Raw genomic sequence first — 26532 nt, 5'->3', positions numbered from 1 at the left:
CTTAATTGCAAAATTTACTCTCCAATAAGAATCGCACCCTGTCTCAATAGTCATGAGTCATTATTTATTTCACAAAGGACAAATGACAAATGACTAATGACAAATTAATAAACTTTTGTTGGCAGTTGTTGCTCTAATTTCAGCAATGCTGCAACTCGGATTTCTGTTGCGGGGTGACTGGAAAATAAGTTACCCAGAAACTGTCCAGAGATGGAATTTATAATTAATAACGGCTCATAAGCTGGATTAGCATTTAAAGGCATCTGCAATGCTCTAGCTTCTAAGCGTTGCAATGCTCTAGCTAAGGCGCGGGGATTACCAGTTAATCTAGCAGAACCTGCATCAGCAGAAAATTCTCGTGTGCGCGAAATTGCTAGCTGAATGATTGTCGCAGCCAGTGGCGCAAGTATAACTGTTAATAAAACTCCTATTGGATTTCCACCTCTGTTGTCATCTCGTGAACCACCGCCAAACCATAGGCTGTAACTAACCATTTGAGCTAAGAATGAGATCGCACCAGCCACAGTAGCAGCAACAGCTTGGGTGAGAGTGTCACGATTAATAATATGGGTTAGCTCGTGGGCGATAACACCTTCAAGTTCATCCTCTGGCAATATATTTAGAATACCTTCAGTCACAGCCACAGCAGCGTGTTCTGGATCGCGCCCTGTAGCGAAGGCGTTAGCACCAAGGCTAGGAACGATATAAACTTTAGGCATGGGAATGTTAGCGCGATCGCTCAATCTCTGCACCATCTGATAAAGTTTTGGTGCTTCGCTTTCACTCACAGGTTGTGCTTGGTATACTGCTAGGGCAATTTTATCTGATTGATACCAGGAAAACAGATTTGTTACTGCTGCCAAGCCAATTCCGATAATCAAGCCACTAGAACCGCCAATTACCCAGTAACTAATTGCTATCAAAAGACCACTTAGTGCAGCTAGCAAAGCAGCCGTTTTCAATTGATTTGTCATATTTTTGCTCTCCTACTAATGCTGTGTAAATTAAATTTTTTTTTAGAAAACAGCATTACTTCAGCTACATTTTGATTTTATCTAGCTAAACTTAGATATGTGGTACAGAAAACCTATCACACAAGTACGGTTTTCCTACTTAACTTTTAGTAATACTAACTTTAGTAATAGAATTAGTACCTATAAACATTAGAAAAACATCTATCTATAGGAATAAATTATTTATATAGGTAGAAATTACAAGTGCGATGTTTAAGTTGGGCTACGCTTACGCCATTCGTTAAGATCCAGTTATTTATAAAGATTCTGAGTCTATTCCTTGTGCTTGATATACTTGTTCGGTAAATACCTGAAAATCTAATTCGCACGCCTTCAAAGCTTCACTGGCTTGTAAGTATCTTTGGGCAACAAATCGCGATCGCTATTTTTTCTCGCACTACGTCTCCCCTTAAAAAATGTTTTTATTTTTTTCATAAATAAATTTAGGGGCTTGGAACCCTAGTATGCTGAGTGCAATTAATTTTACTTTTTACTTAGCACTATTTTGATCAAAAAGGTTAGTCTGTCTAGTTTTCAGACTTTTTCTTACGTCGAACTCAGGTTGAAGTGGCAGCAGAAATTACTAATTAACTAAATATGGCATAAGTAGCTTTTCCCTGCCGTTTAGCTCGGTACATCGCAATATCAGCATCCCGTAGCAAAGTTGTAGGCTCCTCATAATTACTAAAATTCCAAGTAATACCAATGCTAGCTGTAGTAGATAATTGATATCCATTCAGGTTAACTGGCAATCGTAAAGAGTCTTGAATACGTTTGGCAACATTGGTAGCTTCGGTAATGTCTTTAATATCCTCCAAAAGAACAGTAAACTCATCACCACCAAATCGTGCTACAGTATCGCCACCACGTAAGCACGACTCTAAACGTCTAGCGATCGCTACTAAAAAATCATCCCCTATTCCATGCCCAAAGCGATCGTTAATCTCTTTGAAGCCATCTAAATCCAAAAATAAAACTGCAAAGTAATAATCGCTTCTGCGTTTGCTACGTTCAATGGTTTGTCTGAGCCGATCTAAAAATAAAATCCGATTCGGTAATTCTGTTAGCCCATCATAAAATGCATTGCGGATCAGTTGCACCTCTGTCTGCTTACGTTTAGTGATGTCTTGAAAAACTAAAACCGCGCCAGTAATATTGCCATCTCGATCGCGGATAGGTGCAACATTATCCCCAATCGCTATTTCTTGGCCATCTTTGGTAATCAATGTACAGTTTTCTGGTAAATTGAAAACTTCACCTGCTGCGATGACATAATTGGCCAAATTTTCAATTGTTTCTCCTATATCTTTGTTAACTAAGTTAACAACTTCTATTAAATCTTTCCCAAATGCTTCACTTTGCTTCCAACCAGTAATTAGTTCTGCTATGGGATTCATCATTTCAATACAACCATTTGCATACGTCACAATCACTGCACAACCCATACTATTAATAATTGCCATCAACCTCTGTTTTTCTTCGTATAATATTTTTTTGCTCTCATGTTTGTACAGGGTCATTTCAATCACAAAATGTAAATCACTTTCGATAAATGGTTTGACTATGTAACTAAAAGGCTCACTTAGCTGATTTCTATGTAATGTTTTATATTCCGAACACTCCGTTAGATATACTACAGGCACATGGAACTGATTCTGGATAATATCCGCTACGTGGAAACCGTCTATTTCTCCAGCTAGACAGATATCAATTAATACTAAATGTGGATGAGTTTCTGCTACCTTTTTTATTGCCTCCTCACCAGATTCAGTTATTTCTGATACTAAATAACCTAACTTTTGTAAACTTTTTCTAATATTTGAGGCTATATTTTTTTCATCCTCAACAACTAGGATTTTGCGGTCGAACATGTTACAATAACCTGTTTGCTAAGGTTCAGATTTTTGTTGTCAGTGTCAACTCAAGTTAAAAGTGCTTATCCGATCATAAACAATCTCTAACTGCCCTGTATTCTTGCTTGATATTAATCCTGACTAATGAGTAAATAGCATCATGTTATTAATCTCCAGAAATTTCTATGCTTGTCAAAGCTAATTTTGATTAATTGATGTAGCTAATATGGTGCTACTAACATCAAATTAAAATTTTAAAATATATACAATAATTTTTTATTGGGAAAGTATAAACACTAAGTATAATATCTATGTAAAAATTAATCAAGAATAAAATTTTATAAAATCCGAGTATATTACTTTCATATAAGTTAAAAAATCTAGGGTGTGTTGTATGTAATATAATATATACTCATTAAATTATTAATAATAATTAATCTTTATCTGTAATTAAAGAGTTTAATGCTGCTTTACCTATAAATAGCTTTTACAGCAATTTTCTTTTGCATTAAGTACAAAGTTACGGGTTTTGAGTCAGGAGGCAGGAGGTAGAAACTATTTTTATCTGATGTTGAGTCTTGCATTGTGTACCTCATTTACTTGCAAACTGCTGTATATCCGATTAGGTCTAGATTCGGTCTAAAAATGTCTGAAATCTTGAATGATAAGTGAACTCCTATTACTTAGAAATATTCAGATAAAAATCGTAAATTGTTTTTTCAAAAATTTCAGTGGTCTTGTAATAGCCTGACAAGCCTAAATGTGTGCAATATAAAAATTAGTTATGTTTTTCAAATCTCAATAATTGATATATTTTTAATGCACTATTTTAGCCTTGACAAGCTACTACGCATATTTTGCAAATCCAATACTAGCCTTATAGCTTCTGGTTAATACTTAATCACAATTCCTGTCCTCTGAAAATATGCAAGTTGAATGCTCATCAGCAGATCGTGGTATTTTTTAGCTTTTTGATAGTCAGCAAGTGCTGGGGGCAATGGCAGGAAAGATTCTCATTGTGAGACGCTCCCAAGTTCCACGTAAACCCCCTGTTCTTTGCTAGCTGATAGATATTGAAAAAAAACGCATTTTGTGAATTAAATATTGGACTTGATTTTAGTCAGTTCAATGCTAATTTTGCCACCAAAGTCTGGAATAGGTGCAGCAGGTTTGCTGAGAGTGACTTGGACTTTTGTTACACGATCGCACTCTTGGAGGAGAGAATCTGCGATCGTTGTTACCAATTTCTCCACTAAAGCAAACTTAGACGTTTTGATCAGATGTTGTATCAAGCTAATGACGCTGCGATAATCTAAAGTGTCTTCGATCGCGTCAGTCTTGGCCGCTGTGGAGATATCCAACCATAACCTCACATCCACCTCAAACCATTGTCCTAGCACCTGTTCTTCTGGTAGATACCCAGTGTAGCCATAGCCGCGAATTCCTGTTAAATGAATGCAGTCCATAAAAGTTTGAGAGCAAATTGTGCATTTTGTAGAAAGTGGAGCAAGTTTGCTTGGAGATTTTCTTTCCCAGAAACTCGCATGGCGGTGATGGGTTACATCACCGCATTGATGGATTTTAAATTGAATTTCCCTAGACAAAATCTAAAATTTAAGATTGTTTTATAGCTATGTTTGATTTGATGCCGATCGCTTATAGAAATGTTAATCAACTTTGGGCTTATATTTTAACAGAGACCCTAAAGCGGTTGGGATTGACTTGTGCGATCATTTGTCCTGGATCGCGCTCTACACCCTTAGCGATCGCTTTTGCTCAACAAGTACCTGAGATTGAAGCAATTTCCATTCTCGATGAACGTTCCGCCGCCTTTTTTGCCTTGGGACAAGCTAAAGCAATCGGTCGCCCTGTGGTACTAGTTTGCACCTCTGGCACAGCAGGAGCAAATTTTTATTCAGCAGTCATTGAAGCCTCATATAGTGGCGTTCCACTGTTGATATTAACCACCGATAGACCCTCAGAATTACGAGATTGTCACTCTGGGCAAACTGTAGATCAATTGAAATTATATGGAAACTACCCAAATTGGCAAACGGAGTTAGCCTTACCCTCGGCCGATATGGGAATGCTAGCTTATCTGCGACAAACGGTAATTCATAGCTGGGAAAGAGCGCAAACTCCTACGAAGGGGCCAGTACACTTGAATATTCCCTTTCGCGATCCCTTAGCACCTGTTCCTGATGGAACCGATTTGAGTTATTTACAGTCCCAGTTCCACCCAGAAGATTTTTTTGCAGGAATAGGAACTACTACCCCATTCCCTATTCCCCACTCCCTACTCCCCATTCCCCAAGAATGGAAAGAATGCGATCGCGGCATTATTATCGCAGGTGTTGCCCAACCATCGCAACCAGAAGAGTATTGTAGAGCGATCGCGCACCTTTCCCAAACTCTCAAATGGCCTGTGCTAGCTGAGGGACTTTCCCCAGTGAGAAATTATGCCGAACTCAACCCTTATTTAATTTCCACTTACGACCTGATTTTGCGAAATCAGCAATTAGCAAAGCAGTTAGCGCCGGAAATGGTGATTCAGGTGGGAGAAATGCCTACAAGTAAAGAACTGCGTACCTGGATAGATGCAACCCAACCGCGACGCTGGGTAATTGATTCTAGCGATCAAAACCTCGACCCTTTGCACGGGAGGACGACGCATTTACGAATATCTGTAGAAAATATAAAAGTAGAGGAGAAAAATTTATCTTTATCCTCAGACTATTTGCAGCAATGGTGTGATGCGGAAGCTAAAGTCAGGTTAGTTGTTGACCAGACGATGGGGAAAATAGATGAAATAATTGAGAGTAAAGCAGCTTGGTTAATTTCTCAGATTTTACCGCCAGGAACGCCTCTATTTATTGCCAATAGTATGCCTGTGCGGGATGTGGAATATTTCTGGAAACCGAATAATTTAGGAGTGCGATCGCACTTTAACCGGGGTGCAAATGGCATTGATGGCACACTATCCACAGCATTAGGAATTGCCCATTGCCAGCAAAGTAGTGTGATGTTAACGGGAGATTTAGCTTTGTTGCATGACACCAATGGTTTTTTAATCCGCAATAAGTTTGTCGGACATCTCACGATTGTGTTAATCAACAACAATGGCGGTGGTATTTTTGAAATGTTACCCATTGCCAAATTTGACCCACCATTTGAAGAGTTTTTTGGCACTCCCCAGGATATTGATTTTGCTCAGTTATGCGCTACTTATAATGTGCAGCATGAATTGATTACTTCTTGGCAGCATTTGCAGCAAAAGTTAAACCCACTTCCAGCTAAGGGAATTCGGGTTTTAGAGTTGCGGACAAATCGCAAAGCTGATGCCAAGTGGCGACAGGATAATTTGAGAAAGTTCGCCACAGATTGACATTTAAGTTTTTATTACTGAATAGCAGAATTCAATATAGTGCTTAGGTTAAACGCTGATGCCTTCATAGTTCTTTAAAAAAGTATGTCTTGGTAATCAGAACTTTGGTGACGAAAATCGTAGACTAAAAGAGCATTGAAATCACACATTTCAAATTGAAACTCATTTTCCCACCATTCAGGAACACCAACCCGTGCCTGGTCAATAAATAACGACAAATACTTTGGAAGCTCATCATGAAGACCTCTAAAGTTATTGTATTTTGGTGATATTGATGTCATTTCAAGTTGAAAATATTGTTTTAAATAGTGCTGTAATCCACCACCATTTGCTGTAATTAAGGGACAACAAGCAAAGCAAGAAAATGGTCTAGGGAGCTTGAGAATGTCAGTAGCTGTGACTTTAAGGGGATAACCTAAAATAAAAGCGTTATGGATTTGCTGACCACCTGCGAGAAAAACTCCATCATTTTGATTACTCAGTTGATTATTGCAAATTTCATAGTCAATAGCTGGGCTATAGAGTGCATAAAGAGAAATTGCATTAGCTCGCTTAGAGTCTTCTAAAAACTTATGAATTTGTAGACCATACTTATTAGTATAGGCTATTTTTTTATAGTTATCATCAGTTAATAATTTCTTCGCCTGAACGCGGAAACGTACATAGGTCTGAGGAAATAAAATCCACCATTCCCAATCTGCCCCAGTTTGACGAGCCTCTTTAATCCGAGTAAAAGTATGATACAGGATATTTGGCACTTTAGTAGATATATGAAATAACAGCCAATCAGTCAGTGACTCTTCATTTACGTTAGGCTGTTTAGTGAGCCACAAACTAACATACTTAGAGGATTGATGAATTTGTTGGCAAATATTTTCCATATTCAACGAATAATTGTATATATTCAAATTATTTGAGACAATATTAATAATTTATTCATCCACTTTTTAGCAAAGCTTTCTATTAGTGACGTACAAAGCTTTGCACAACGTACTTAAAAGAAGTTTGCATTGGAATAGGCAAAACTCTTGCTCTCTTCTTTACGCCTCTGCGTCTCTGAACGAGACAAAAATTTTATTAATAGTATGTCCATTTTTAGTTTGCCCAGTTGCTTGTATAAAATTGATGAACTAGAAAAAAAAGGAGAATGAGCGATCACTCATTCTCCTTTTTTGTGTGAGATTTACCCTTTTGGTTAATCTTGTTTGTAACCACCTTTTCAAGTTCGCGATCGCAATCTTAATTCCAACAACCTTTTTAAGCGATTTCACCAAATAGTCGTTTTAACAGTCGCAGCAAGAGCGATCGCACTTCTTCTTCCACCGCTTCTGACATAACCGCGTGTCTGCAAATGCTTCTTCACTTCGGAAAATTTTATGTGTAGCCATCATTACTTTACGGAGTGCGATCACCCTTCTGCTGTGGGTGAAACTTACCCGCTTACTTCACCTTCAGTAGACCGAAAAGTTTTCCAGAAACCTTACCAGTCCTTGATTTATGCTTGGAAATACAATCCTACGAAATCAGCTTCTAATCTACCTTTCAAGAACTTTTGTTCTGGGTGGACTTCAGAGCGATGCCTTCTCTACGAGACGCTTTGCGAACGGCGGCAAGCGACCAATTAATTGTATGCTGCTGAATGTGAAGCGATCGCTAATTCTGATGAACTCTCTAATGCCGAACTTAAGAAGCTTCAAGATAAACGGGCGAAAACCAAAACTGAAAGACAACAGCAGCGCAAGGCTGAACTGTCTCGTCGCTACGAAATTGACGTAACCCCTGATTTGGTTGAAAAAGATGATGATAGCTGGTATCCCCAACTGAGAATGCACTACTATTTGACGCTGGGGCGCGAGTTTCTGACTAAGCGTGATGCTAAACGAGCCAAATCACAATTAGAGGCTCTTGAGAATTCGATTTGGAAACCTGACTTCAACAAGGGGCAGCTATTGCCTGCTGTGTTGTTGCTGGAAAATCTCTATCTTTTGGAGTTTCTTACGCCTGAAGTTCAACTGCGGGGGTCTGATAAGCGAATGCAGGAGTTTAAGGCACTGGCTGTTCAACATCGGCAAGTTATCAAGAATTACCTGAATGTGAGTATCTCAGACAAACTTACTCCTGTAGCGATCGCTCAGAAACTACTCGAGAAAATTGATTTGAAGTTGGATTATGTCGGTCGGTTGGGGTCGAGGGAAAACCGGGAGTGCGTTTACCAGTTTGTTGCCCCTGATGACAAGCGTAGCGACCAATATTTTAGATGAGTCCCAATTAAGTCACGCAGCGACTTCCCCCACCCGCAACCCATGTCGGTATAGAAGCAGAACCAGCATTGCATCCCGCGCCCTCTGCCACTCATTGCTACTAGCTTACCGCGCTGCTTACAGCACCCTTAAGGGCTGCAATTCCCTGTTCAATGCTAGCCCACAGACCCATGTCAGGTTCCTTACCGGCTATCTCTCGCGTTCCGACGAAGTAAAGAACACCTTTAAGAATCTCTTGGTGAGCGCGATTTTCAAAATTAACTCGGTTGAGCGGTTCCATCAAATTTTGTAGGTCATCATTCAAGGACTGGGCAACCTTGTGTAGAACTAGCCCGGTCATTGTCTGTTGATGCTTTAGCAACTCAAGCTGTAAGTACTTGTCATACAGAGTTAGCTCGGAACCGCTCATCATTTGGCTTACCTTCTGGGCATGTTGTTGAGTAATGTCGCGAGGTTCTGCTGCGTTGCCGTATCTAGAAATAGCTGCTTCGATGATGCCGAGATTTTCGCGATCGCTCTTTATCATTCCTTCGAGCCGCTCACAAATCGTATTGTCGTCCGTCTGTGCTATTAACTTTTGCTCACTTTCCAACAGAACATTCTGAAAAAGCTTTAGATCGGCAAGCTTAGTCGCTATATTTGTCACATCGGCCATTATTATTAACTCCAGACTACAGGTTTTATCGGTTATGACAAGCTCTCCTCACTTTTTCCATATTCTCGTGAGGCTTGAGTCAGTCCGTCCCTCCTCAGAAAGATTTATATCAAGTTTGGTAAGTATGTTTCAGCCTTTTTCTAGAAAATTACATGCGATCAGGTCTATTTCTGCCCCTCAGTGAGAGGTTAAGATAATTGCACAAATGTCTGCGAGGGTGCAGTCCAAGGCGATAAATCAGCGATTGAGACTGGCTTTCGCAGATATTTAACCACGCAATCGTCTTGATTCTCTGGGGCAGCGAAGTACTTAATTGGGTCATCCGCTTTGCCTTTTTCTTGCACCACACTAAAATGGTACAAACCAGAAATGTTGAATCCTAATACAAAACTTCACATATTTAGTTACACTAACTTTAAAAAGCTTAAAATAGTCAACATGACATCATCTCCTCAAACCAATGAACATAACTGGTTTTTTGACACATACAAGATTGTAAATAGCGGAATTTATCTAACAGCGTATGTCCCCATTGTTGTGGGATAGATAATATCTGTAAAATTAGATAAGCTATCAGACTAACGTAAATCTGTATGGTGATACCATTGACATTCTTAGTAATTAATTTGTCAAGTTTTAAGTGCATCTTTAAAAACTTTCACAACAATTCAACTCCCCAACGTAATCGATAAATATCCCTAATTTCATCATCACTAACGGCAGCCTCTCCCAACGCTGGTAAATTAGTAACTAAGCGAAACTCTGTTTTCGTTTCTAAATCACAGAAATTAATTACCCTATAGGCTTGAGCATCATCAGATACACCAACTTTGACTAACCCATTTGAGCCATCAAATTCTAGTTTCCAATTGTTTTTTATCCGCAAAACAAAATATTTGTTTTCTTGTACTAATTCTTGGATAAATCTTAATCCAGCAAAACCCCTATCCATTACCCCAACGGCATTTATTGGGAGACTAGACATCATTTTATAACCAAATTTATAATTATGGTCATGTCCAAAATTTATGAAATTATCTGATGGACTTCCAGTAGCTAGATTTAGAGAGCTAAAAAGTTTTACTTGATGGTGTCCTAGTATCCATAACAACAAAAGTGTTGAGAGTGATAATTGTTGAATCAATTGGACAAATCGCATATTTATCATGTAACTTTTTTTGAACTTTCTTCTGTACTAATTCATTTAATTTTTGGTAAATTTCTTGAAACGGTTTTTGACTTCGATGTAAATTTGCTTTCGAGAAGGTAGAAATATCTACCTCAAATCCTGTGTTGTTTAACCTCTTAAACAAATCTCGCATACTTGTTAAGCTGTTATCCATAGCATAAGATAGCCAGCACTCAAAGAACAGACGACTGTTCAATACTGGATAATCGTTTTTTGGCAGTCCTCTCAAGATACCTTTGACAATCTTGGGAAATGAATTTATAATCACTATCAAATAGATATACTTTAATCTTCCGCCCAAAATTTAACATGTTTTGGGCTATTTTTATCTGATTTGTATTAACATTCAACACTTTTGCCGAAATGCCTAAACTTTCCATAAAACAATTTTTCAATAGATGAAGCTAGGTGTAAAAGATTCACCTCAGAAAACGGGGCACCTACCAACATTAAACCAACTGGCAATCCTGAAGGAGTAAATCCTACAGGAAGGGAAATTGCACACAGTCCAAAAAGGTTTGCTAAACGAGTATTTCTTAATGACATTAAATTTTCTGATGCATACTTCTTATTATCCTGCTCTAACTTGCTAATAATTGGTGGTATACTTGCTACCGTAGGCATTAAAATAGCAGTATAATCATTTGTTCTCTTTAAATACTGCTTTTTGAGGTTTTCTAAGCCCTGATAGACTTCTTGAATATCACTTTCCTTAGTCTTAGCTCCAACATGAAATCTATCTAATATATCTGGTGAAATAGAGCCAGGATTGGCTTCTAAAAACTCACTCCAATTTCTGCTTCCTTCATAGTTAACAATATTTCCTTTTTTACTCATAAGTTCGAGCGCTTCTTCAAACTCTGGAATACTTCTCCTCTCAATAATCGCCCCTCTTCTTGCAATATCTTCGATAGCAGAATACAAAACAGCCGAGATATTAGGATCAATATCGTCCCACACAGTATTTGTACACACTATTAAATTGAGACCCTTGCACTCGACACCTGACAAATCGACCTTATCAGTTTGGGCAATCAAATGGTACAGAATAGCTGCATCCTCAACACATCGAGTCATAAAACCAACTGTATCTAACGTCTGACTGAGAGGGATAATGCCTTCTGTCGAAATCAAACCCGCAGTCGTCTTTAAACCAACCAAGTTATTCCAAGCAGCAGGCGTTCGAATTGATCCACCTGTGTCAGTTCCAATGCCAGCGCAACATAGACCTTTTGCTACAGCAATAGCTGAACCTGATGACGAACCACCTGGAACCCTTATGTTCTGACGATCAAAAGGGTTTGTTGGTGTCCCAAATGTTGGGTTTATCCCCAGACCAGAAAAGGCCAATTCCGTCATATTGGTCTTGCCAAGACAAATAAAGCCAGCATCAGCAGATACCCTGTAAGCTACTGCATCTTTTTTGGCAACTTTCTCCAGCAAAATCTTCAACCCTGCACTTGTAGGTTTATCCTTGATATCAAAATTATCCTTCCATACAAGGGGAATACCATCGTAAAGTGAAAGCCGTGTATTAGCATTAGCCCTTCTATATGCTTCCTCTGCTTTCTTTTTAGCTTGTTCTCTGAAAACTTCTGTAAAGATTTTGTCTTTTTCTGTTTCTTGGTCAATTTTAGTTAGAAAGTACTCAACTAATTCGCGTGGATCTATACTGCCACTATTAATCCCGTAGCCGATATCTTCCAGAGTGTAACTTTCCCAAACTTGCTCAATCATCTTAGTTCTTCGTTAATCAGATTAATTCCTAATAAGTGTTAGTAGAGTTAGGGAGCAAAATTAGACAACTATCTCAATTTTTTGACTAACACTCTTTTATGACTCTCACGAGATAAAAATCAGAAACCAATGTTTCTGATTAGTTTTTATAAATATAAGCGTATGTTGTGTTGAGCAACGAAACCCAACACCAAGAACCCTTGATTTTGATTGGGTAACACGAATGTTCAACCCAACCTACAAATATTTGATTTTTTCAGAGTAATAAAAGAGCGCTAATGTAATTAATGACATGTTGTACTGTCAAAAGGGTTTTAGCAGTTTGAGGGGAAATTTCAATTTTGAAGGCTTCCTCAAAGGCCATAATTAGTTCTACTGTACCTAAAGAATCTACTTCCAAGTCATTGGCAAAATTTGCTAAAGGGATGACTTGGTCTGGCTCAATTCCTAACTTCTCTACAATGATTGCTTGTACGTTTTCAAAAATACACAGCTTCTTTAACTGGTCAGATTGAATCGCTATCTTAATTTCTTCCGTCAGTTTAGCTATTTCCTTCAAGACCATTACAATACGTTGGTAGTGTTCACCATCCTCATTGTTTAAGTTAGAACCACTACGGGCTTTGAGCCAGTGTTTACAAATATGATAACTATCAATTTGGAAGTTCCAAACCTCCGGCGATATATCCTTAAAGTATTGAACTTTTTCGCTCTGACTGCCTAGAATGGGCTTGTTGATGTTTTGTGGAACATACTTTTCCATAGGGTTGTTAGGGCTACTTTGTCAAGTTTTTACAAGGTAGTATCATTACTATCAAGTTAATTCTGAAACCAAGGTTGTATAGTTAAAGCTTAAGTTTTGTTCCCCTGTATTATTGGCTTTGTTTCCACCAAAGCCGATAATACAGACCTCGAAGATTGAGTAACTCTTCATGAGTACCTTGTTCAATCAGTTTTCCTCCTTCAAGTACAAAGATGCAGTCTGACTTTACAACAGAAGTAAGCCGATGAGTTACAGAGATGACAGTACGGCCTCTTGCTAAATTTAATAGGGTAGTATTGATGGCCGATTCCGACTCCGGATCCAATGACGAAGTTGCCTCGTCAAGTACAAGTACTGCTGGATTACGCAAAATTGCACGCGCTATAGCAATTCGCTGCCGTTGTCCACCTGAGATTTGCCCACCCCTCTCGCCCACGCAGGTGTCATATTTCTGAGGAAAACTTAGGATCGTGTCATGGATTTCTGCTGCTTTGGCGGCTGCTTCTATTTCTGCATCGGTTGCATCGGGCTTACCCAGGCAGATATTTTCGCGAATTGTGGTGTTGAAAAGGAACGTTTCCTGGAAGACAGCGCTTATCTGCGTCCGTAGTGATGCTTGACTAACCTGCCGCAGATCGTGACCGTCAAAGAGCATTGAACCGTGGTTAGGATCGTAGAACCGCATGAGTAGGTTGAGGACTGTACTCTTGCCGGAACCACTAGGACCAACAAAAGCTACAGACTGACCGACTCGAATCGTAAAGCTCACCTTGTCCAGGTTGGCCTGTACTCCCGAATAGCTAAAGGTTACATCTTCAAACCGAATCTCTTTTGCCAGGGGTGGTAGTGGTACTGCATCAACTGCATCTGTAATCGTAGATTGTTCAGCCAGCAGCTGTTTAACTCGTAGTATCCCAGTTGTAGCCTGAATCAGGGCAGGTACTTGTTGAGTTATGCCATCAACTGCAACATTCACGTTGATGAGAAGGCTGAGAAACCCAACTAGTGCCCCTGTAGTTAGATAGCCATAAATAGCCAAAAATGCACCAACACCAAAGATTAATATTTGAAGAAAGTAGATGCTCAGGAGCGAGAACCTCCCTAGTAAAAGGCTGAAAAAGTTACTGTGTAGGCTACTGTGCGATAGGACAACCAGTTGCTCTTGGAATTTGAATAGCATTAACTTTTGCAATCCAAAGTTCCGAATTACAGGTTGTGCATTGATATTCTCTTGAATTGTACTTAAAACCTTAGCCTCGTCCTGCCTGAATCTATAACTAGTACTGGTTACCTGTTTTCCAAATAAATGTGGTCCGATGAAGATTATGGGTAATGCGACCAAAGTCACCAAAGCTAGCCGCCATTCTACAACGAAGAGTAGGAGGGTGCTAAGAATCATCAAAAATATATTATGGATTCCCTTTGGAAGATAAATTGCGATCGCTCTCTCGATATCAATCACATCGCTGGAGAACCGAGACATAAGTTCACCCATCTGAACGCGAGTGTAAAAACTCAAACAGAGGTGCTGCAAATGATTGAACATTTTGAGCCGTATATCTTTCAAAATACCAGATCCTATTAGGGCGCTGAGATAATCCTGACTGATGCTAGCTAGGGAATGAATGATGAAGGCAACAACCAGTCCGCCTAGTAAGAGTGCAAGAAAGCGAGTATCACCAGTAGGTATGAGGCGATCAAAGATAAACTTATAAGCAAAGGGAAGAAGCAGATCGAAGGCTAGTTGAAATAGCAATGCTAGGAGGAGCAAAACCCCCTGAACCCAGTACCGATGGAAAAAGCTGAGGGAAAATCGCAACAGCAATATCAGACCGGGTGACGAAATAAGTGTATAAAACATTACAATAATTAGTAGATAAATTCATACTGTTTGAGTCTCCTTGTTGAGACTTTTAGAACGGTAAGCTTCGGTAGTAGCAATGACGACGTGATGTCCACGGGTCTGTAATTCCAGCGCGAGTGCCATTGCCGGATGCAGATCACCAAGAGAATCGAAAGTTGACAAGACAATCCGTTTGCTATTTATCATATATCGCTCTTTTTTTACTCTGGGATTCTAGGTTCGTCTATTGCCTGCGGTATTGCTCCGTAATATTTATCATCATTAATAAGTAGTAGCTTTGCACAATAAACAAGCAGCGAGCCTGGAACTAAATTTAGTATGCTATGAAAGATAAAAGGTATTCCTAAATCTATTTTTAGAACAGCAATCCAAAATTGAACGATACTTCGCTTATCTGCTTTTGCTAGGTTATCAATAGCATTGTGTATTATTCGGCATCTCATCTCTCTTAGTTTTTGTGCTGCTTGCAGTTTGCCGTAGAGTTGCACATAAAGTCGCAGAGTATTAAAACTGTTTCCTGCAACATCCTTCTCATATGACTCTAAATCATCCCTAATTTCTTCGATGACCAGCAAAGGTTTCAAAAGCTTGAATAAATCTTCGTTGTATGGAATGTCTTTTAGCTTATGTACTACTCTTAGTAGCATATAGATATCTGAAGAGCGAATATAAAATATATCTAAGATAACTTGTTCGTTTATTTCTATTTCTCCTAATAAAAGTCTACTTTCCTGGAGAAAATATTTTTCTAGATTATCTAACTCACTTTGTATTTCCCAATCATAAATCTCATAAATCTTTAAAAGTGTTTCTATATTTTTTTTCCATGTGTTTTCTGTATAAAGAGTCCCCTGGCTTTGGTGTTCTTCATATTTTAAATCACCACTATATACATATGCTTCTAAGTGCAATAATAAAGGATATATAATTTTAAACTCTGTTTCCGTGTAGCCGATCATCCGTAATAGGTGATCGCATTTTAATAGCACACGCGCAGCTTTTAATGCCTGATAGTATGAAATTGTTGTTTTCTGCCAGTCTGGAGAACGAAAATCAGAGAATATTTTTTTATACATATATGCTTGTTTGTGTTGTCTTACCCAACTAATGTTATTGTTAATCACAGCAAAATTATTAACAATAAGAATGTAATTAAGGTTGATATGGAGAATGAGAGAATAAGCACCACAATGCTCCATTTTCTCATTCATTTAGTAAATTTTACTAATTAAATATTCTTCCTACTCAATAAAAAGATGATAAAATGTATAGCCGTCATGGATGTACAAAAAGCGTACGAAACTGCATTTATACTCCACACCTCACGCCCAAAAATCTGCCATCAGAAAGTTGATAGCTATTCTAATCGTTGTAATCCTTGATAATAGCGTAATTGCTTTAGGTTAGCGTTGCCAGTACAGAATAACACAGTAGTAATTTCGGCAATTAATACCTCAACTAGGGAATAAAGTGCAGCTTCTGATTCAGCTGCGGCTTGTAAAAAAGGCCATGCTAGACCAGCAAGATCGGCTCCTAGAGCGATCGCCTTTGCCACATCCAAGCCATGACGCAATCCCCCGGAGGCAATTAAAGGAATTTCTGGGGCAACGGCACGAATACTAGTAATGCACTCAGTTGTTGGCAAACCCCAATCAGCAAAAGTCATTCCTAACCGTCGCTGTTTTTCATTTTCCGCCCGTTCACTTTCCACTTTTGCCCAAGATGTGCCACCAGCACCAGCAACGTCAATTGCTGCTACTCCTGCTGCTATCAGTTTTTCAGCCATTGCAGCCGATATACCATTGCCTACTTCTTTAGCAATCACAGGCACAGGCAATTGACCACACAATTTAGCAATTTTGTCCAGTAATCCCCGAAAGTTAGTATCGCCTCTGGGCTGGATGCACTCTTGCAGAGGATTAAAATGCAAAATTAAAGCATCAGCCTGGAGCAAATCAATCACACGCAGACATTCATCCAGCCCGTAGTTGTAGTTGAGTTGGACAGCGCCCAAGTTAGCAAATAAGAGAATATCAGGGGCAAGCGATCGCACGGCAAACGTACTAGCAAGCTCAGGTTTCTCCACTGCCACTCGCTGAGAACCAATCCCCATAGCTATTTTGTAGTGCTGGGCAACAGTCGCGAGGCGATGGTTAATTATTCTTGCCTGTTCTGTCCCACCAGTCATGGAAGAAATTAACAGTGGTGCGCCTAGCTGTTTTCCTAGGAACGTTGTTGTCAGGTTAATTTCATCACGCTCAAGTTCAGGTAAACAACAGTGGGTAAACCGATAGCGTTCCAGTCCATTCGTTATTTGATGGAATTGCACATCCTCCTCTAGACAAATCCGTAGATGATCTGCCTTGCGCCTCTGAGTTTGTGCCGACAAGCTTGAAGGAAAGTTCATAATTAAGTCCAAATTAAATCAACTTAAAAGGGATTTACAACTAATTCATAACTAGGTTCAGCCTCAAGTAAAAATAGTATTTAAACTTCACCTAGCTGATTGAAATCACTTCTATTTGTGTACGCCCTGGTGAAGCGATTAAAAATAAGATTGTAATGTACCACGGCGTCTAATATCTAAAGTTGCACAATGAAACGCACCTCCAAAGGGATTAAACTGCATAAAGCTACACGGTATTGGTTTAAATCCCCAATCTTTTAAAGCACGAATTGTTGGTTCTTGAGATTTTTCACATATTACCCTCTCTTCATCCAGTAGTAAAACATTCATACTTAACCACGTACTGCACAAAGCAGCTGTTTCATTAAAAAAGCCTCCTTTAATAATGACTGGTTCCGGTGCCACAAATATATCCCACGATTTTAAAATTGATGGTAACTTGTCAATGTCAATGTATTTGGGATTAATCATCACTTTCCCCGGGCCAAGTGGCACAAATGTAGTGTCAATGTGCATGGGCTGCTTTGACTGCGTCTCAATAATATGAACATTAAATTGTTCTCCCAAATGACGTCTTACCCAACTAATTCCCGCGTCATTAGTTACATTACTCTTCGTTACAAAAATATCTCTACCGCAACGGGTGAAATCGGCTGCATCGAAAACTACTTCAGATTCATTGATTACATATCGCATCGGTTCTCCATCTTTAGGAACCCTATATTTTTTATCGTATAGAGAATCTAGTAGAGGAGGCTTTGGAGCAGAAGTCCATTTAGCTCCTTGCTCAAAATATTCCTTAAATAGTGAATAATAGGCATGACGTTCAAAATAACGGCATCTCCATGACATAGGTGCCTCAATTATTTCATTGCCTATGACCATAAAACAGTCTCGAGGGCAAGCTGCACAAAAACCCCTAGATGACCAATGTGGGGTAGAAAATTTTCTATGGTAATCATCTATACTAGGGCGTCTGACTTTAACACCTTCTGATTCAAGAATATGGATAAACTCATCCAATTCTTTTTGTGCTAGGTCAATACCCCATTTTTGGGAAATTCTATAGCCACCTCCAATCAGAAGAAGATTGTAAAGCTTTTCGGGAATACCACCTAGCAAAGCTATATGTCTAGGAGGATTACTAGCACCTTCTAGCCTACCAACAACAATTTCCTCTAATGGATCCCATTCATTGTATGAGTTAACAACGCATCCACTTGTTGTAGGAGAGTCACTTTCATTGTTAATTTTATTTTGAGCTAATTCATTTGCTATCGACATATTTTTCTCCTCTTATTTTAGATTTTTCAATCCAATCAGATATTGTGTTCTACAAGTTTTACAGCCAAATTATCACAAATACCAAGAACTTTATTATTGTGAATAATTTCTGCAACTGTAATAACATAAGGGTCTTGAGAATCACCAATTTCTTTTACCGTTATCCGAAATTGGACTTTATTTGCTTCCTTACTTACCTCACCGCGAAATTTTGCATTACTTTTCAGATTTTCACAGTAGGTAAATTTGAATGACTCAAACTTTGTATGTAGACCTAAATAATACATATAGAAGAATATAACTTGGCTACAGCCTTCTACTAGCATTGTTCCTGGCATAACAGGATCGTTTTTAAAGTGCGCTTCAAATATCCAATGTTGGGGATCTATATCTAATTCACCCAAAATTTGCCCTAGTCCCCACAATCCTCCTTGAGGAACTACTTGTAAGATTCTACTAATCATCAGCAGTTTGCTACTGCTAAGGGCAAAAGGCTTTTTCGTAAGGTAAGCATCACTAAAACAGAGACTAAAATCACCTGCTTGCAAAGCTTGAATCTCTGCATCACTGAACTTTGTTTTATCGCAAGTAAGGTAAGGTCTAAAATGTTGTTTTAAAATAGTTTCTGCTTTGGACTTAGCAAATATAGGTAAGCCTTTAGAATTATTTAAATTTGCTTTTGAAAAATAACCTGAAATGGCTTTGCATACTATTAACTTTTGACTTCCATGATAGCAATTATATTCGTATTGAAGGAGCAAATTATTTTTAGATTTTATCAGACTATAAATAAATACTTCTCCGCGTATCGTATCTCCTGGCTGAGGAAGCTCACCTAAAATCTCAACTTGGCTATCTAAAGCACGGTAACGTAGTTTTCCTTCAAACATCATGTCACAACCTATGTAAGCAAGCGCTAAAAGCATTGTGTGAGAAGCTTCAAAGGGAATCAATCCAGTTAGTACATTATTATTTGCATAAAAGCTGTCTGAAGGAATATCATACTCCCATTCTATTGTGCATGGTTCCAATTTACCTCGTTTTGCTGTCATTTTGGTCACTCTGCTGACGAACATAAATGGCGGCGAAGGTGTGCGTGTACGTATGGGATAAGAATCCATTTTTTGATAATAATCTCCGAGGACATTAGAGATTTTACCCTCGACTATTTCAGTAATCTGTTCTAGACTCCAAACCAAATTTTTTGATTCAATATCCGCCACTATGCTATCAGCATTAATAGGATTATCTGGAATATGAGGTATACTTTCCAAAGCTTTATTTTCTGATATATTAACAGAGTCTCGGAATAACGTTGTCTTTTCTATCAGAGATATATTATTGGTTAAACTGCGGTTCAATTCTTCATAAAAGACAGATTGAATTTCTAAAAATAAATTTTGTAAATTCGCGTTTGATATAACACTGCTTTTTGTAAGTAATTGTTTATAGTTCAACAAAGGAAGTTGAGCTTTTTCTAAATGCTTGGCTGGGTTCATAAAAATTTCCAAACTTATGTTTTTAAATTGCTGTAGATTATCTTCACTAAGGATAATATCTCCCATCCTTGCTGTGCCATTTAACAAGGTTTTAATTACTCGCTTGCGAGGAGTAATGTCAGGTAGCACTCGATCATTGTTTTGCTGAAGTTTCGAATAATGACCTTCGCCCAAAATCAGATGAACACAAGAGTAATCATTACTCATGGCGTTAACAGCAGCAAACCGTTTAAGTTTCTGATCTGATAGCTCCCATGATTGACTAGACTGCTGTAAAGACACGGTTGGGAGAAAACGATGATAAAGACAAAGAGACATTTTTATGATGCTTGCCATGCCTGATAAGACAAAGCTGTTACCAAAATTGGTTTTAACTGAACCGACCTGTTTTTGAGTAAGAGAATAGAGCTTGTTCAATCCCGCTATTTCATCGCTGTCTTGTGCGACTACTAAACCATTTTGACTTAGCTCTATATACTCCACGTCTTCAGGTTTAACTTTAGCTTCTGCCAAGGCACTTATAGCCGCTTGACACACGCAATCAGATTGTGCTTCATTTCTATTGCTTTGGACAATCGCTAGAGATTCAATCTTGGCGTAAATCCTGTCTTGAGCTTTTTGTGCCTCTGCTGCTCGCTTAAGCACGATCGCACCTGCACCTTCACCAAAAGTCAGAGGAGTGTCGTAAAACTTTCTGCACCATTCTACGTGCTCCCAACCACTTGCTTGGTCTATAGCTCCTACTAATACAGCATCCACTTTGCCAAAGTCTAATAGTAATCGCGCGACTTCAATTGCTTTGTATACAGAATTTTCTTGTGCTGACACCGTAAAAGCTGGCCCTGTAAAATTCCATAGGGCTGAAATACGACTCGCCACTAAATTTCCAATCAATCCCGTCATTCCTTCGACGTAGAAGCCAGATGAAATACTATCTTTCAAAATAGATTCCAGTTTACTTATCTGGACATCTGTTAATTGAATGTTGGATTTCTTCAGACTTTCCCGTAAGTACCAAGGTATGTCGAGCCGGGTAATAGTGCGGTGAGTGGTGAGATTCATTTCTGTGGCAATGATGACGGCTGTGTTGCTAAAACGCTCCTCTTGGGTAAAACCAGCATCATGCAAAGCCAAATCAGCAACTTTCATCATGAATAGATGGTCAAATAATAGAGGCCCCGTTTCATTAGGGGGTATTTTGAACGCGGCACAATCAAAATCAATTTTTTCCAAATAGGCTGCTTTTGGTGCAGGTTTCAGCAGCGTCTCCTCAGCCCCTGACCAACGCGAGGGTGGCAAGGATGCCATCACTTCCCGATTATGATAGAGCGCCTGGGCAAAAGCATCAATTCCATCGACAGTATCAATTTGAATATGCATCCCCACAATAGCTAGGGCACTTGGTTCAGTTTGTTTTGAGTGGCCGATCGCAGGAACCGTCTTAGTGGTTGCCGGGATATATTCTCTTAGAATCAGATGGGCGTTAGTTCCGCCGAAACCAAATGCATTAACCCCGGCTCTTTTCGGTCGGTTTGTCTGAGTCCAGGGGGTATGTTCTTGGATGATATTTGCAGAATTTATACCCTTATGCTCAGATGCGATCGCATCTTTAATGCCAATAGTAGCTGGAATGATTCCTTCTTTCATTGCCCAGATGACTTTGATCATACTGGCCATCCCAGAAGCTGTTAGCATGTGACCTGTATGGGCTTTATTGGCTCCTAGCATTGGTACTCTCTGCTTGTCTGCAAAAAATTCCTCTAGGGAATTCAGTTCCGTTCGATCGCCCAAAGGGGTTCCAGTTGCATGGCATTCTATATAATCTACTGGTTCGGAATGCTCATAAGCCCTTTTTAGGGCAAGGTATTGTCCCTTCTTGGACGGACTCAGGATGTGTTTCCCTCCGCCATCATTGGATAAGCCGATGTTTTCGATTACAGCATATATGCGATCGCCATCTCGTTCCGCATCCGAGAGTCGCTTTAAAACAAAAATACCTCCTCCTTCTCCTGTTTTGATGCCTTCGGATGAGCGATCGAAAGGGATACTTTTTCCCTGGTTGGGGAAAGCATGAAGCACATTAAAGCCATGAATCACATGAAGGCGTTCAGGACAGCAGATTGCCCCCGCAAGCATCATATCTGCTTGCCCCGTATTCAGGTGATAAGAAGCTAGTTCCATAACATTTAAGGAACTGGCGCAAGCAGAATCGATTGTGTAGCGAATTCCTCCAAGTCCCAAACCTCTACAGACAATACTAGCTGGCAAGCTAGCAGTTATAGCGTTGTCGAGAGAAATATTGAGTTTCGATGCTGGATTGTCAAAATGGAAACTTTGATGACTCAAGAGTTTTCTAACAAAATACTCCAATGCTTTCAAGTGCATCGATGAAAATAATTTGCTAGAATACTCGGTTGGAAAAGAAAGATTCCCGAAAATTAGTCCTGTTTTATTTAACAGTTCTTCATTATTAAAATAGCCACTATCTTTAAGGGCTTCCTTCGCTGCATAGAGGGAACAATGAAATATTCTATCCAGAGCAATTAGCTCTTCATGGGGCACTCTATACCCATAAGGGTCAAAACTAAATCCGCGAAGATAACCATTTTTGGTATAGCTAATTTTGTCTGGCGTTCCTAGCTCTGGATGGTAGTAAAGCGACAGATCCCTACCCATTTCTTCTCTACTAAGTTCAGAAGTGACATCTATGCCATTCATTAAACTTTTCCAGAATTCTTCAGGGTTATTCGCGCCTGGAAACAAACAACCTATTCCAATAATAGCAATCTCGTTCATTAGACTTACGTACCTTTACCTTAATATCAAGTCTTTCACTAAAACAATGTTTGTAGCTTTTTCACAATATAGTAAGAAATATTAGTCCATTGAATATAGATTTTTCCATTTTCATTATGTACAAAAAAATTGGCTGTTACACTATTATTCTTGCTCGAAATTATCTCAGTTGAAACGTAGAAGTCTTGCTCGAAATCCAGAGGCTGGAATTGTTCAATTTTTCCAAAACTCATCGGTAAACAGCCCCCACCTAATTGATGATAAGTCCAGAGCAATACATTATGCAATTGGACATCAGCTAAGTAAGGATTGAAAGAATTAACAGGAAACTGTCCCTGTTGTTTTTGCTCAACAACACGCAAATTACAGAGTGAAGTAATCTTGCGTTCATTGAGGTGCAAAACTTTTTTTACTCCCTGGAAAGTCTTGCCGTGAAACAAGACACTTCCTTCCCCATATAGTGCATAGGATTTACCATCTGTTTGAATATCTAGGTTTTTGTAAATAGGCATCTCACTCCACTCTTTTTCAAACCAGAGTTTAGCGCCATAGGAATAAATAAAATGATTTTTTTCTGTTGGTTGATTACTTATTCGTACTTCAAATGGACGTGCTATATCTTGAATATCAAGGTTAGTCACATTAGTCAAATACTCATTATGATAGCTTTGTTCAAAAATAATTCCTTTGAACACCTTGAAGTTGTCAATAACTCTAACTTTATAGTGCGGTAGAATATCCTCGCAAGATTTCACCATCCAGTTAACAGCACAAGTTGCTGGTAAAACCGCATTATTTCCAATCACATGATCTTTTAAAAAGGGATTATCACCTATTTCTATAATTCGCCGTGTATTTTTTACTGATAAGTCTTGTAGAGAAGGATTAGTCGGGATACTAAGTGGGCCACTAACAACAATTTGCTCTCTAGCACCATCGTTGGCAATCATGAATTCATCTCGACAGAATTTAACTCCCACCTCAACAGGAATAAGGTCTATTTTTTGCTGTTGATAATAATTTTTCAGAGTTGGATCTATCATTCCCCGTTCCCAAGGGCCCCAGTTTATCGAAACAACACGACTTTTTGGAAAGAGATATTTGAAAGAATAAACAAATTTATTGAGGATTTCGTTAGCAACAGCATAATCAGTTTGACCTGCATTTCCGAAATAGCCAGCTACAGAAGAAAATAGAAAGATATATTTCAACTTTTCTGGATTGAAAATACTGAGCAAATTTTCTAATCCTTTAATCTTAGGTTCGAGTACTTTATGGAAATCTTCTTGGGATTTTTTCTCAATTCGCTTATCAGCTATATTCCCTGCCCCGTGGATGATTCCTGTAATCACTCCTATATTTTCTTCAACTCCCTCAAGCTGCTTTGCTAGCTCGGTTTTATTGGTAACATCTGCACTGATGTAAATTGCCTCTCCACCGCAGCTTTTGACACGAGCTAAAGTAGTTTGAATTTCACGTTGCGATCTTAAAGAAGATAGAACTTTGTTGACTTCAACAGGAGTTAGTTTCTTTCGTTTTTGGATGAAGTCCTGAAAAATACGCTTTTTGAGTTCGTTTTCATCAGTGCAGTCTTTAGCCCAATCAGGTTCGCAAGGCTGCAAAGCTGTACGTCCCAATAAAACGAATTTGGATTTATAGGCTACAGCAAGTTCCACTACACAGTCAGCAGTAATACCACGTCCACCACCACTAACTAAAAATACACTGTGAGAATCGGGCGTTTCCTGGCGATTATAAGCAAAACTCTTAATAGATTCCAGTGTTAGAGTCATTCTCTCTGTTTTAGTACGCCCAACTTCTAACAAACCAGTATCTGAATCTGCCATTTCCTCAATTACTATGTTTGCAGCTTCGTCAATGCTGATACTAGGCTCTAAATCGATATGACGGCAATAAACATTTGCCCATTCACGGTGTAAAGATTTGACCAAACCTGATAAGCCACCGCCAAGAATAGAATAAGCTTTTTCACCGGACGTTCCCATCTGACCGTCAAACTGGGTAACAGTTAGAAAATAGGCATTCATACCATGTTTTGCAGTTGCATTTAGAGAATCTTTGAGATGTTTAGCAATTAGAAAGACTAATTTGACTATTTCTTTATCGTCCTCACGAAAAAGATCGCTTATTGATGCTGCGGTTTTAGCCGATGGATGAAAGTGGATGAATCCTCCAATCTGACCAAATTTTTCTTGAATTGTACTTAGGGTTTTCTTGAGGTGCGATTCTGTTGCATCACTAAGGTTTACTACGTCAATCATATTGTGAGCATTCCATTGATTAGAGATTAAATGGGCAGGGAAGTTTAGAATGATTGTTCTATGACCCTCCCCAGACAGCTTTTCTGCTAAAGCAATTCCTAAGCCGTTTCCTCCCTCGGCGATCAGCCACGTACAACCCTCAGCTAATCGCACCTCTCCTTGATCGGGTTTACTGACTAATTTTTTTTTACGAGCTGTCTTTCGATAGCCCCATGCTCATGAAAATCGTTTGACAGTGGCGTTGTTTGGTCGGTAGATAAGTAATCCTTCATGTAGTCAATAACTTGAGCAAGTGTTCGCAGCTCTGCCAGCATTTCAGTATCTAGTTCGATATTCGGGAATTCCTCCTGCATAGATGCGAATATCTGTACCTGCTTAATTGAATCAATGCCCAAATCTGCTTCTAAGTCCATACTTAAATCCAGCATATCAACGGGATAACCAGTTTTGTCGCTGACTACCGCTAACAATCGATTACTGAGTTGAGTAACACTAATAGAGGTTGTTGATGATAGAGCGGGAGTACTTAAATCATTTGCAGAAGAAGTACTCTCTACGGGATGACTAATATTTTCTGAGATCATGGTAACAGGCTCTGAGCTAGGAGTAGCCTTAGGTGAGACTGTTGCAGATGCAGGCGCATTACTGTCTGATTGACTAGTCGATGCCTTGACAGTTTTTTGCTCTTCTGGCTTCTTAGTCTCTACAGAATGATTAATGGATTCTGAGGTGAGGATAATCGACCTTAAGGTAGCTTTAGGTGAACCTGTTGCAGATGCAGTCCTACTGCTGGCTGATTGACGATCTGATGCGTTTACAGTCTTTTGCTCTTCTGACTTTGTAGGAGGAAGCACTCTTTCAGTTTCGGAGATAATATCGTTGGCTACTTGACGAGGTGAATTACCATTCATCCCATTGGATGAAGGAGCAACCTCAGGTAACTGTTCCGTTACTGGAGGTGTAACTATAATTCTGGCTGATTGACGATCTGATGGGTTTACAGTCTTTTGCTCTTCTGACTTTGTAGAAGGAAGCACTTTTTCAGTTTCGGAGATAGAATCGTTTAGTACGCTGGGTACTCGGAGCGCAGAAGAATCATCAAGAGTATTGGTTATATTTGGTGTAAACTCCTCTCCTCGGATTAAAGCCAATTGGCTTTGTAAATAGGCTTCGTGATTAGCATGATAGTTAAACTGATTGTTTTGCAAAATCTGTAACATTTGCTCTAGATTTTGCATCGCTTTGGGATAGACAGAACTATTTTCAGATTGTTCAAGCAAAACCGCTTGATATTCAACCACTTTGGACAGCAAATCTATATATTTTCCCTGATTTTGATGGAACTGCTGATGGACGGCAGTTAACATATTCTGAGCTTGAATTTTGTTCATAATCACAGTTTGATTTCCTAAATTGTATGTTGGAGCGTAGTTTTGTTCTATAGAACTGCTTTCCTCTTGTTCAAAGGAAATAGCGGTCGCATTTCCTACTGTGTCTCTTGTTATATCCATGACTTTTCCTCAGCTTTACATCTATTTTGGGAT

The 26532-nt window shown here is 39.1% G+C and carries 18 protein-coding genes and 1 pseudogene; 3 read left to right on the top strand and 16 right to left on the bottom strand.

Annotated features, from left to right (window positions below; genetic code table 11):
• Positions 1 to 104: 104 nt before the first annotated feature.
• From RMY63_RS19230 to folB, 3 genes are all read right to left on the bottom strand, one after another.
• A complete protein-coding gene (locus tag RMY63_RS19230) occupies positions 105 to 974 on the bottom strand; it encodes a zinc metalloprotease HtpX (protein ID WP_322730232.1) in 870 nt (289 codons plus the stop codon).
• A gap of 626 nt (positions 975 to 1600) precedes the next feature.
• The gene (locus RMY63_RS19225; RefSeq protein WP_322730231.1) at positions 1601 to 2884 is read right to left on the bottom strand and encodes a diguanylate cyclase domain-containing protein; all 1284 of its coding nucleotides are present in this window, start codon (positions 2882 to 2884) and stop codon (positions 1601 to 1603) included.
• A gap of 1079 nt (positions 2885 to 3963) precedes the next feature.
• Positions 3964 to 4332: a dihydroneopterin aldolase gene (folB, locus tag RMY63_RS19220; RefSeq protein ID WP_322730230.1), complete on the bottom strand. Its 369-nt coding sequence runs from the start codon at positions 4330 to 4332 to the stop codon at positions 3964 to 3966.
• A 167-nt stretch (positions 4333 to 4499) separates the two neighbouring features.
• On the opposite strand from folB, the gene menD reads away from it, so the two are divergent.
• A complete protein-coding gene (gene menD, locus RMY63_RS19215; RefSeq protein ID WP_322730229.1) occupies positions 4500 to 6251 on the top strand; it encodes a 2-succinyl-5-enolpyruvyl-6-hydroxy-3-cyclohexene-1-carboxylic-acid synthase in 1752 nt (583 codons plus the stop codon).
• 74 nt (positions 6252 to 6325) lie between these two features.
• Here menD and RMY63_RS19210 read toward each other — a convergent pair whose 3' ends face one another.
• Positions 6326 to 7132, bottom strand: coding sequence for a DUF6615 family protein (locus RMY63_RS19210; protein ID WP_322730228.1), 807 nt, complete (start codon positions 7130 to 7132; stop codon positions 6326 to 6328).
• Between the two features lie 495 nt (positions 7133 to 7627).
• Between RMY63_RS19210 and RMY63_RS19205 the strand changes: the two genes are divergently transcribed.
• Entirely contained in the window at positions 7628 to 7876 is a 249-nt protein-coding gene (locus RMY63_RS19205) for a hypothetical protein (RefSeq protein ID WP_322730227.1), read from the top strand.
• Positions 7877 to 8512: a hypothetical protein gene (locus RMY63_RS19200; protein WP_322730226.1), complete on the top strand. Its 636-nt coding sequence runs from the start codon at positions 7877 to 7879 to the stop codon at positions 8510 to 8512.
• 100 nt (positions 8513 to 8612) lie between these two features.
• Here RMY63_RS19200 and RMY63_RS19195 read toward each other — a convergent pair whose 3' ends face one another.
• From RMY63_RS19195 to RMY63_RS19140, 12 genes and pseudogenes are all read right to left on the bottom strand, one after another.
• On the bottom strand, positions 8613 to 9158 hold the full coding sequence (locus RMY63_RS19195) for a hemerythrin HHE cation-binding protein (RefSeq protein WP_322730225.1): 546 nt from the start codon (positions 9156 to 9158) through the stop codon (positions 8613 to 8615).
• A 442-nt stretch (positions 9159 to 9600) separates the two neighbouring features.
• Positions 9601 to 10624 (bottom strand): annotated as a pseudogene (locus RMY63_RS19190) (IS4 family transposase).
• A gap of 71 nt (positions 10625 to 10695) precedes the next feature.
• Positions 10696 to 12093 (bottom strand): amidase, encoded by a 1398-nt coding sequence (locus RMY63_RS19185; protein ID WP_322730224.1) that lies wholly within the window; start codon positions 12091 to 12093, stop codon positions 10696 to 10698.
• Positions 12094 to 12349: 256 nt separating this feature from the next.
• A complete protein-coding gene (gene acpP, locus RMY63_RS41845) occupies positions 12350 to 12856 on the bottom strand; it encodes an acyl carrier protein (RefSeq protein WP_416212536.1) in 507 nt (168 codons plus the stop codon).
• Positions 12857 to 12965: 109 nt separating this feature from the next.
• Positions 12966 to 14717, bottom strand: coding sequence for an ABC transporter ATP-binding protein (locus tag RMY63_RS19175; protein ID WP_322730223.1), 1752 nt, complete (start codon positions 14715 to 14717; stop codon positions 12966 to 12968).
• A 21-nt stretch (positions 14718 to 14738) separates the two neighbouring features.
• Positions 14739 to 14906 carry a glycosyltransferase gene (locus tag RMY63_RS19170; RefSeq protein WP_322730222.1) on the bottom strand — a complete coding sequence of 56 codons (168 nt, stop codon included), beginning with the start codon at positions 14904 to 14906 and terminating at the stop codon, positions 14739 to 14741.
• Positions 14907 to 14920: 14 nt separating this feature from the next.
• Positions 14921 to 15931 (bottom strand): hypothetical protein, encoded by a 1011-nt coding sequence (locus RMY63_RS19165; RefSeq protein ID WP_322730221.1) that lies wholly within the window; start codon positions 15929 to 15931, stop codon positions 14921 to 14923.
• A 146-nt stretch (positions 15932 to 16077) separates the two neighbouring features.
• A complete protein-coding gene (fni, locus tag RMY63_RS19160; RefSeq protein WP_322730220.1) occupies positions 16078 to 17127 on the bottom strand; it encodes a type 2 isopentenyl-diphosphate Delta-isomerase in 1050 nt (349 codons plus the stop codon).
• A gap of 138 nt (positions 17128 to 17265) precedes the next feature.
• On the bottom strand, positions 17266 to 18411 hold the full coding sequence (locus RMY63_RS19155) for an amidinotransferase (RefSeq protein ID WP_322730219.1): 1146 nt from the start codon (positions 18409 to 18411) through the stop codon (positions 17266 to 17268).
• Between the two features lie 35 nt (positions 18412 to 18446).
• Entirely contained in the window at positions 18447 to 22706 is a 4260-nt protein-coding gene (locus RMY63_RS19150; protein ID WP_322730218.1) for a beta-ketoacyl synthase N-terminal-like domain-containing protein, read from the bottom strand.
• A 38-nt stretch (positions 22707 to 22744) separates the two neighbouring features.
• Positions 22745 to 25141 carry an SDR family NAD(P)-dependent oxidoreductase gene (locus RMY63_RS19145; RefSeq protein ID WP_322730217.1) on the bottom strand — a complete coding sequence of 799 codons (2397 nt, stop codon included), beginning with the start codon at positions 25139 to 25141 and terminating at the stop codon, positions 22745 to 22747.
• 23 nt (positions 25142 to 25164) lie between these two features.
• Positions 25165 to 26499: a phosphopantetheine-binding protein gene (locus tag RMY63_RS19140; protein WP_322730216.1), complete on the bottom strand. Its 1335-nt coding sequence runs from the start codon at positions 26497 to 26499 to the stop codon at positions 25165 to 25167.
• Positions 26500 to 26532: the final 33 nt, after the last annotated feature.

It is taken from the genome of Nostoc sp. ChiQUE01b (genome assembly GCF_034531255.1).
GTDB lineage: Bacteria > Cyanobacteriota > Cyanobacteriia > Cyanobacteriales > Nostocaceae > Nostoc.
This window is presented reverse-complemented; position numbering and strand designations above follow the sequence as displayed.

Bases quoted from the DNA above. Each gene is read 5' to 3' on its own strand.
- RMY63_RS19230 (WP_322730232.1), bottom strand. From the start codon at position 974: ATGACAAATCAATTGAAAACGGCTGCTTTGCTAGCTGCACTAAGTGGT.
- RMY63_RS19140 (WP_322730216.1), bottom strand. From the start codon at position 26,499: ATGGATATAACAAGAGACACAGTAGGAAATGCGACCGCTATTTCCTTT.
- menD (WP_322730229.1), top strand. From the start codon at position 4,500: ATGTTTGATTTGATGCCGATCGCTTATAGAAATGTTAATCAACTTTGG.
- fni (WP_322730220.1), bottom strand. From the start codon at position 17,127: ATGAACTTTCCTTCAAGCTTGTCGGCACAAACTCAGAGGCGCAAGGCA.
- folB (WP_322730230.1), bottom strand. From the start codon at position 4,332: ATGGACTGCATTCATTTAACAGGAATTCGCGGCTATGGCTACACTGGG.
- RMY63_RS19165 (WP_322730221.1), bottom strand. From the start codon at position 15,931: ATGAATGAGAAAATGGAGCATTGTGGTGCTTATTCTCTCATTCTCCAT.
- RMY63_RS19185 (WP_322730224.1), bottom strand. From the start codon at position 12,093: ATGATTGAGCAAGTTTGGGAAAGTTACACTCTGGAAGATATCGGCTAC.
- RMY63_RS19150 (WP_322730218.1), bottom strand. From the start codon at position 22,706: ATGAACGAGATTGCTATTATTGGAATAGGTTGTTTGTTTCCAGGCGCG.
- acpP (WP_416212536.1), bottom strand. From the start codon at position 12,856: ATGGAAAAGTATGTTCCACAAAACATCAACAAGCCCATTCTAGGCAGT.
- RMY63_RS19170 (WP_322730222.1), bottom strand. From the start codon at position 14,906: ATGATAAATAGCAAACGGATTGTCTTGTCAACTTTCGATTCTCTTGGT.
- RMY63_RS19155 (WP_322730219.1), bottom strand. From the start codon at position 18,411: ATGTCGATAGCAAATGAATTAGCTCAAAATAAAATTAACAATGAAAGT.
- RMY63_RS19225 (WP_322730231.1), bottom strand. From the start codon at position 2,884: ATGTTCGACCGCAAAATCCTAGTTGTTGAGGATGAAAAAAATATAGCC.
- RMY63_RS19205 (WP_322730227.1), top strand. From the start codon at position 7,628: ATGTGTAGCCATCATTACTTTACGGAGTGCGATCACCCTTCTGCTGTG.
- RMY63_RS19175 (WP_322730223.1), bottom strand. From the start codon at position 14,717: ATGTTTTATACACTTATTTCGTCACCCGGTCTGATATTGCTGTTGCGA.
- RMY63_RS19210 (WP_322730228.1), bottom strand. From the start codon at position 7,132: ATGGAAAATATTTGCCAACAAATTCATCAATCCTCTAAGTATGTTAGT.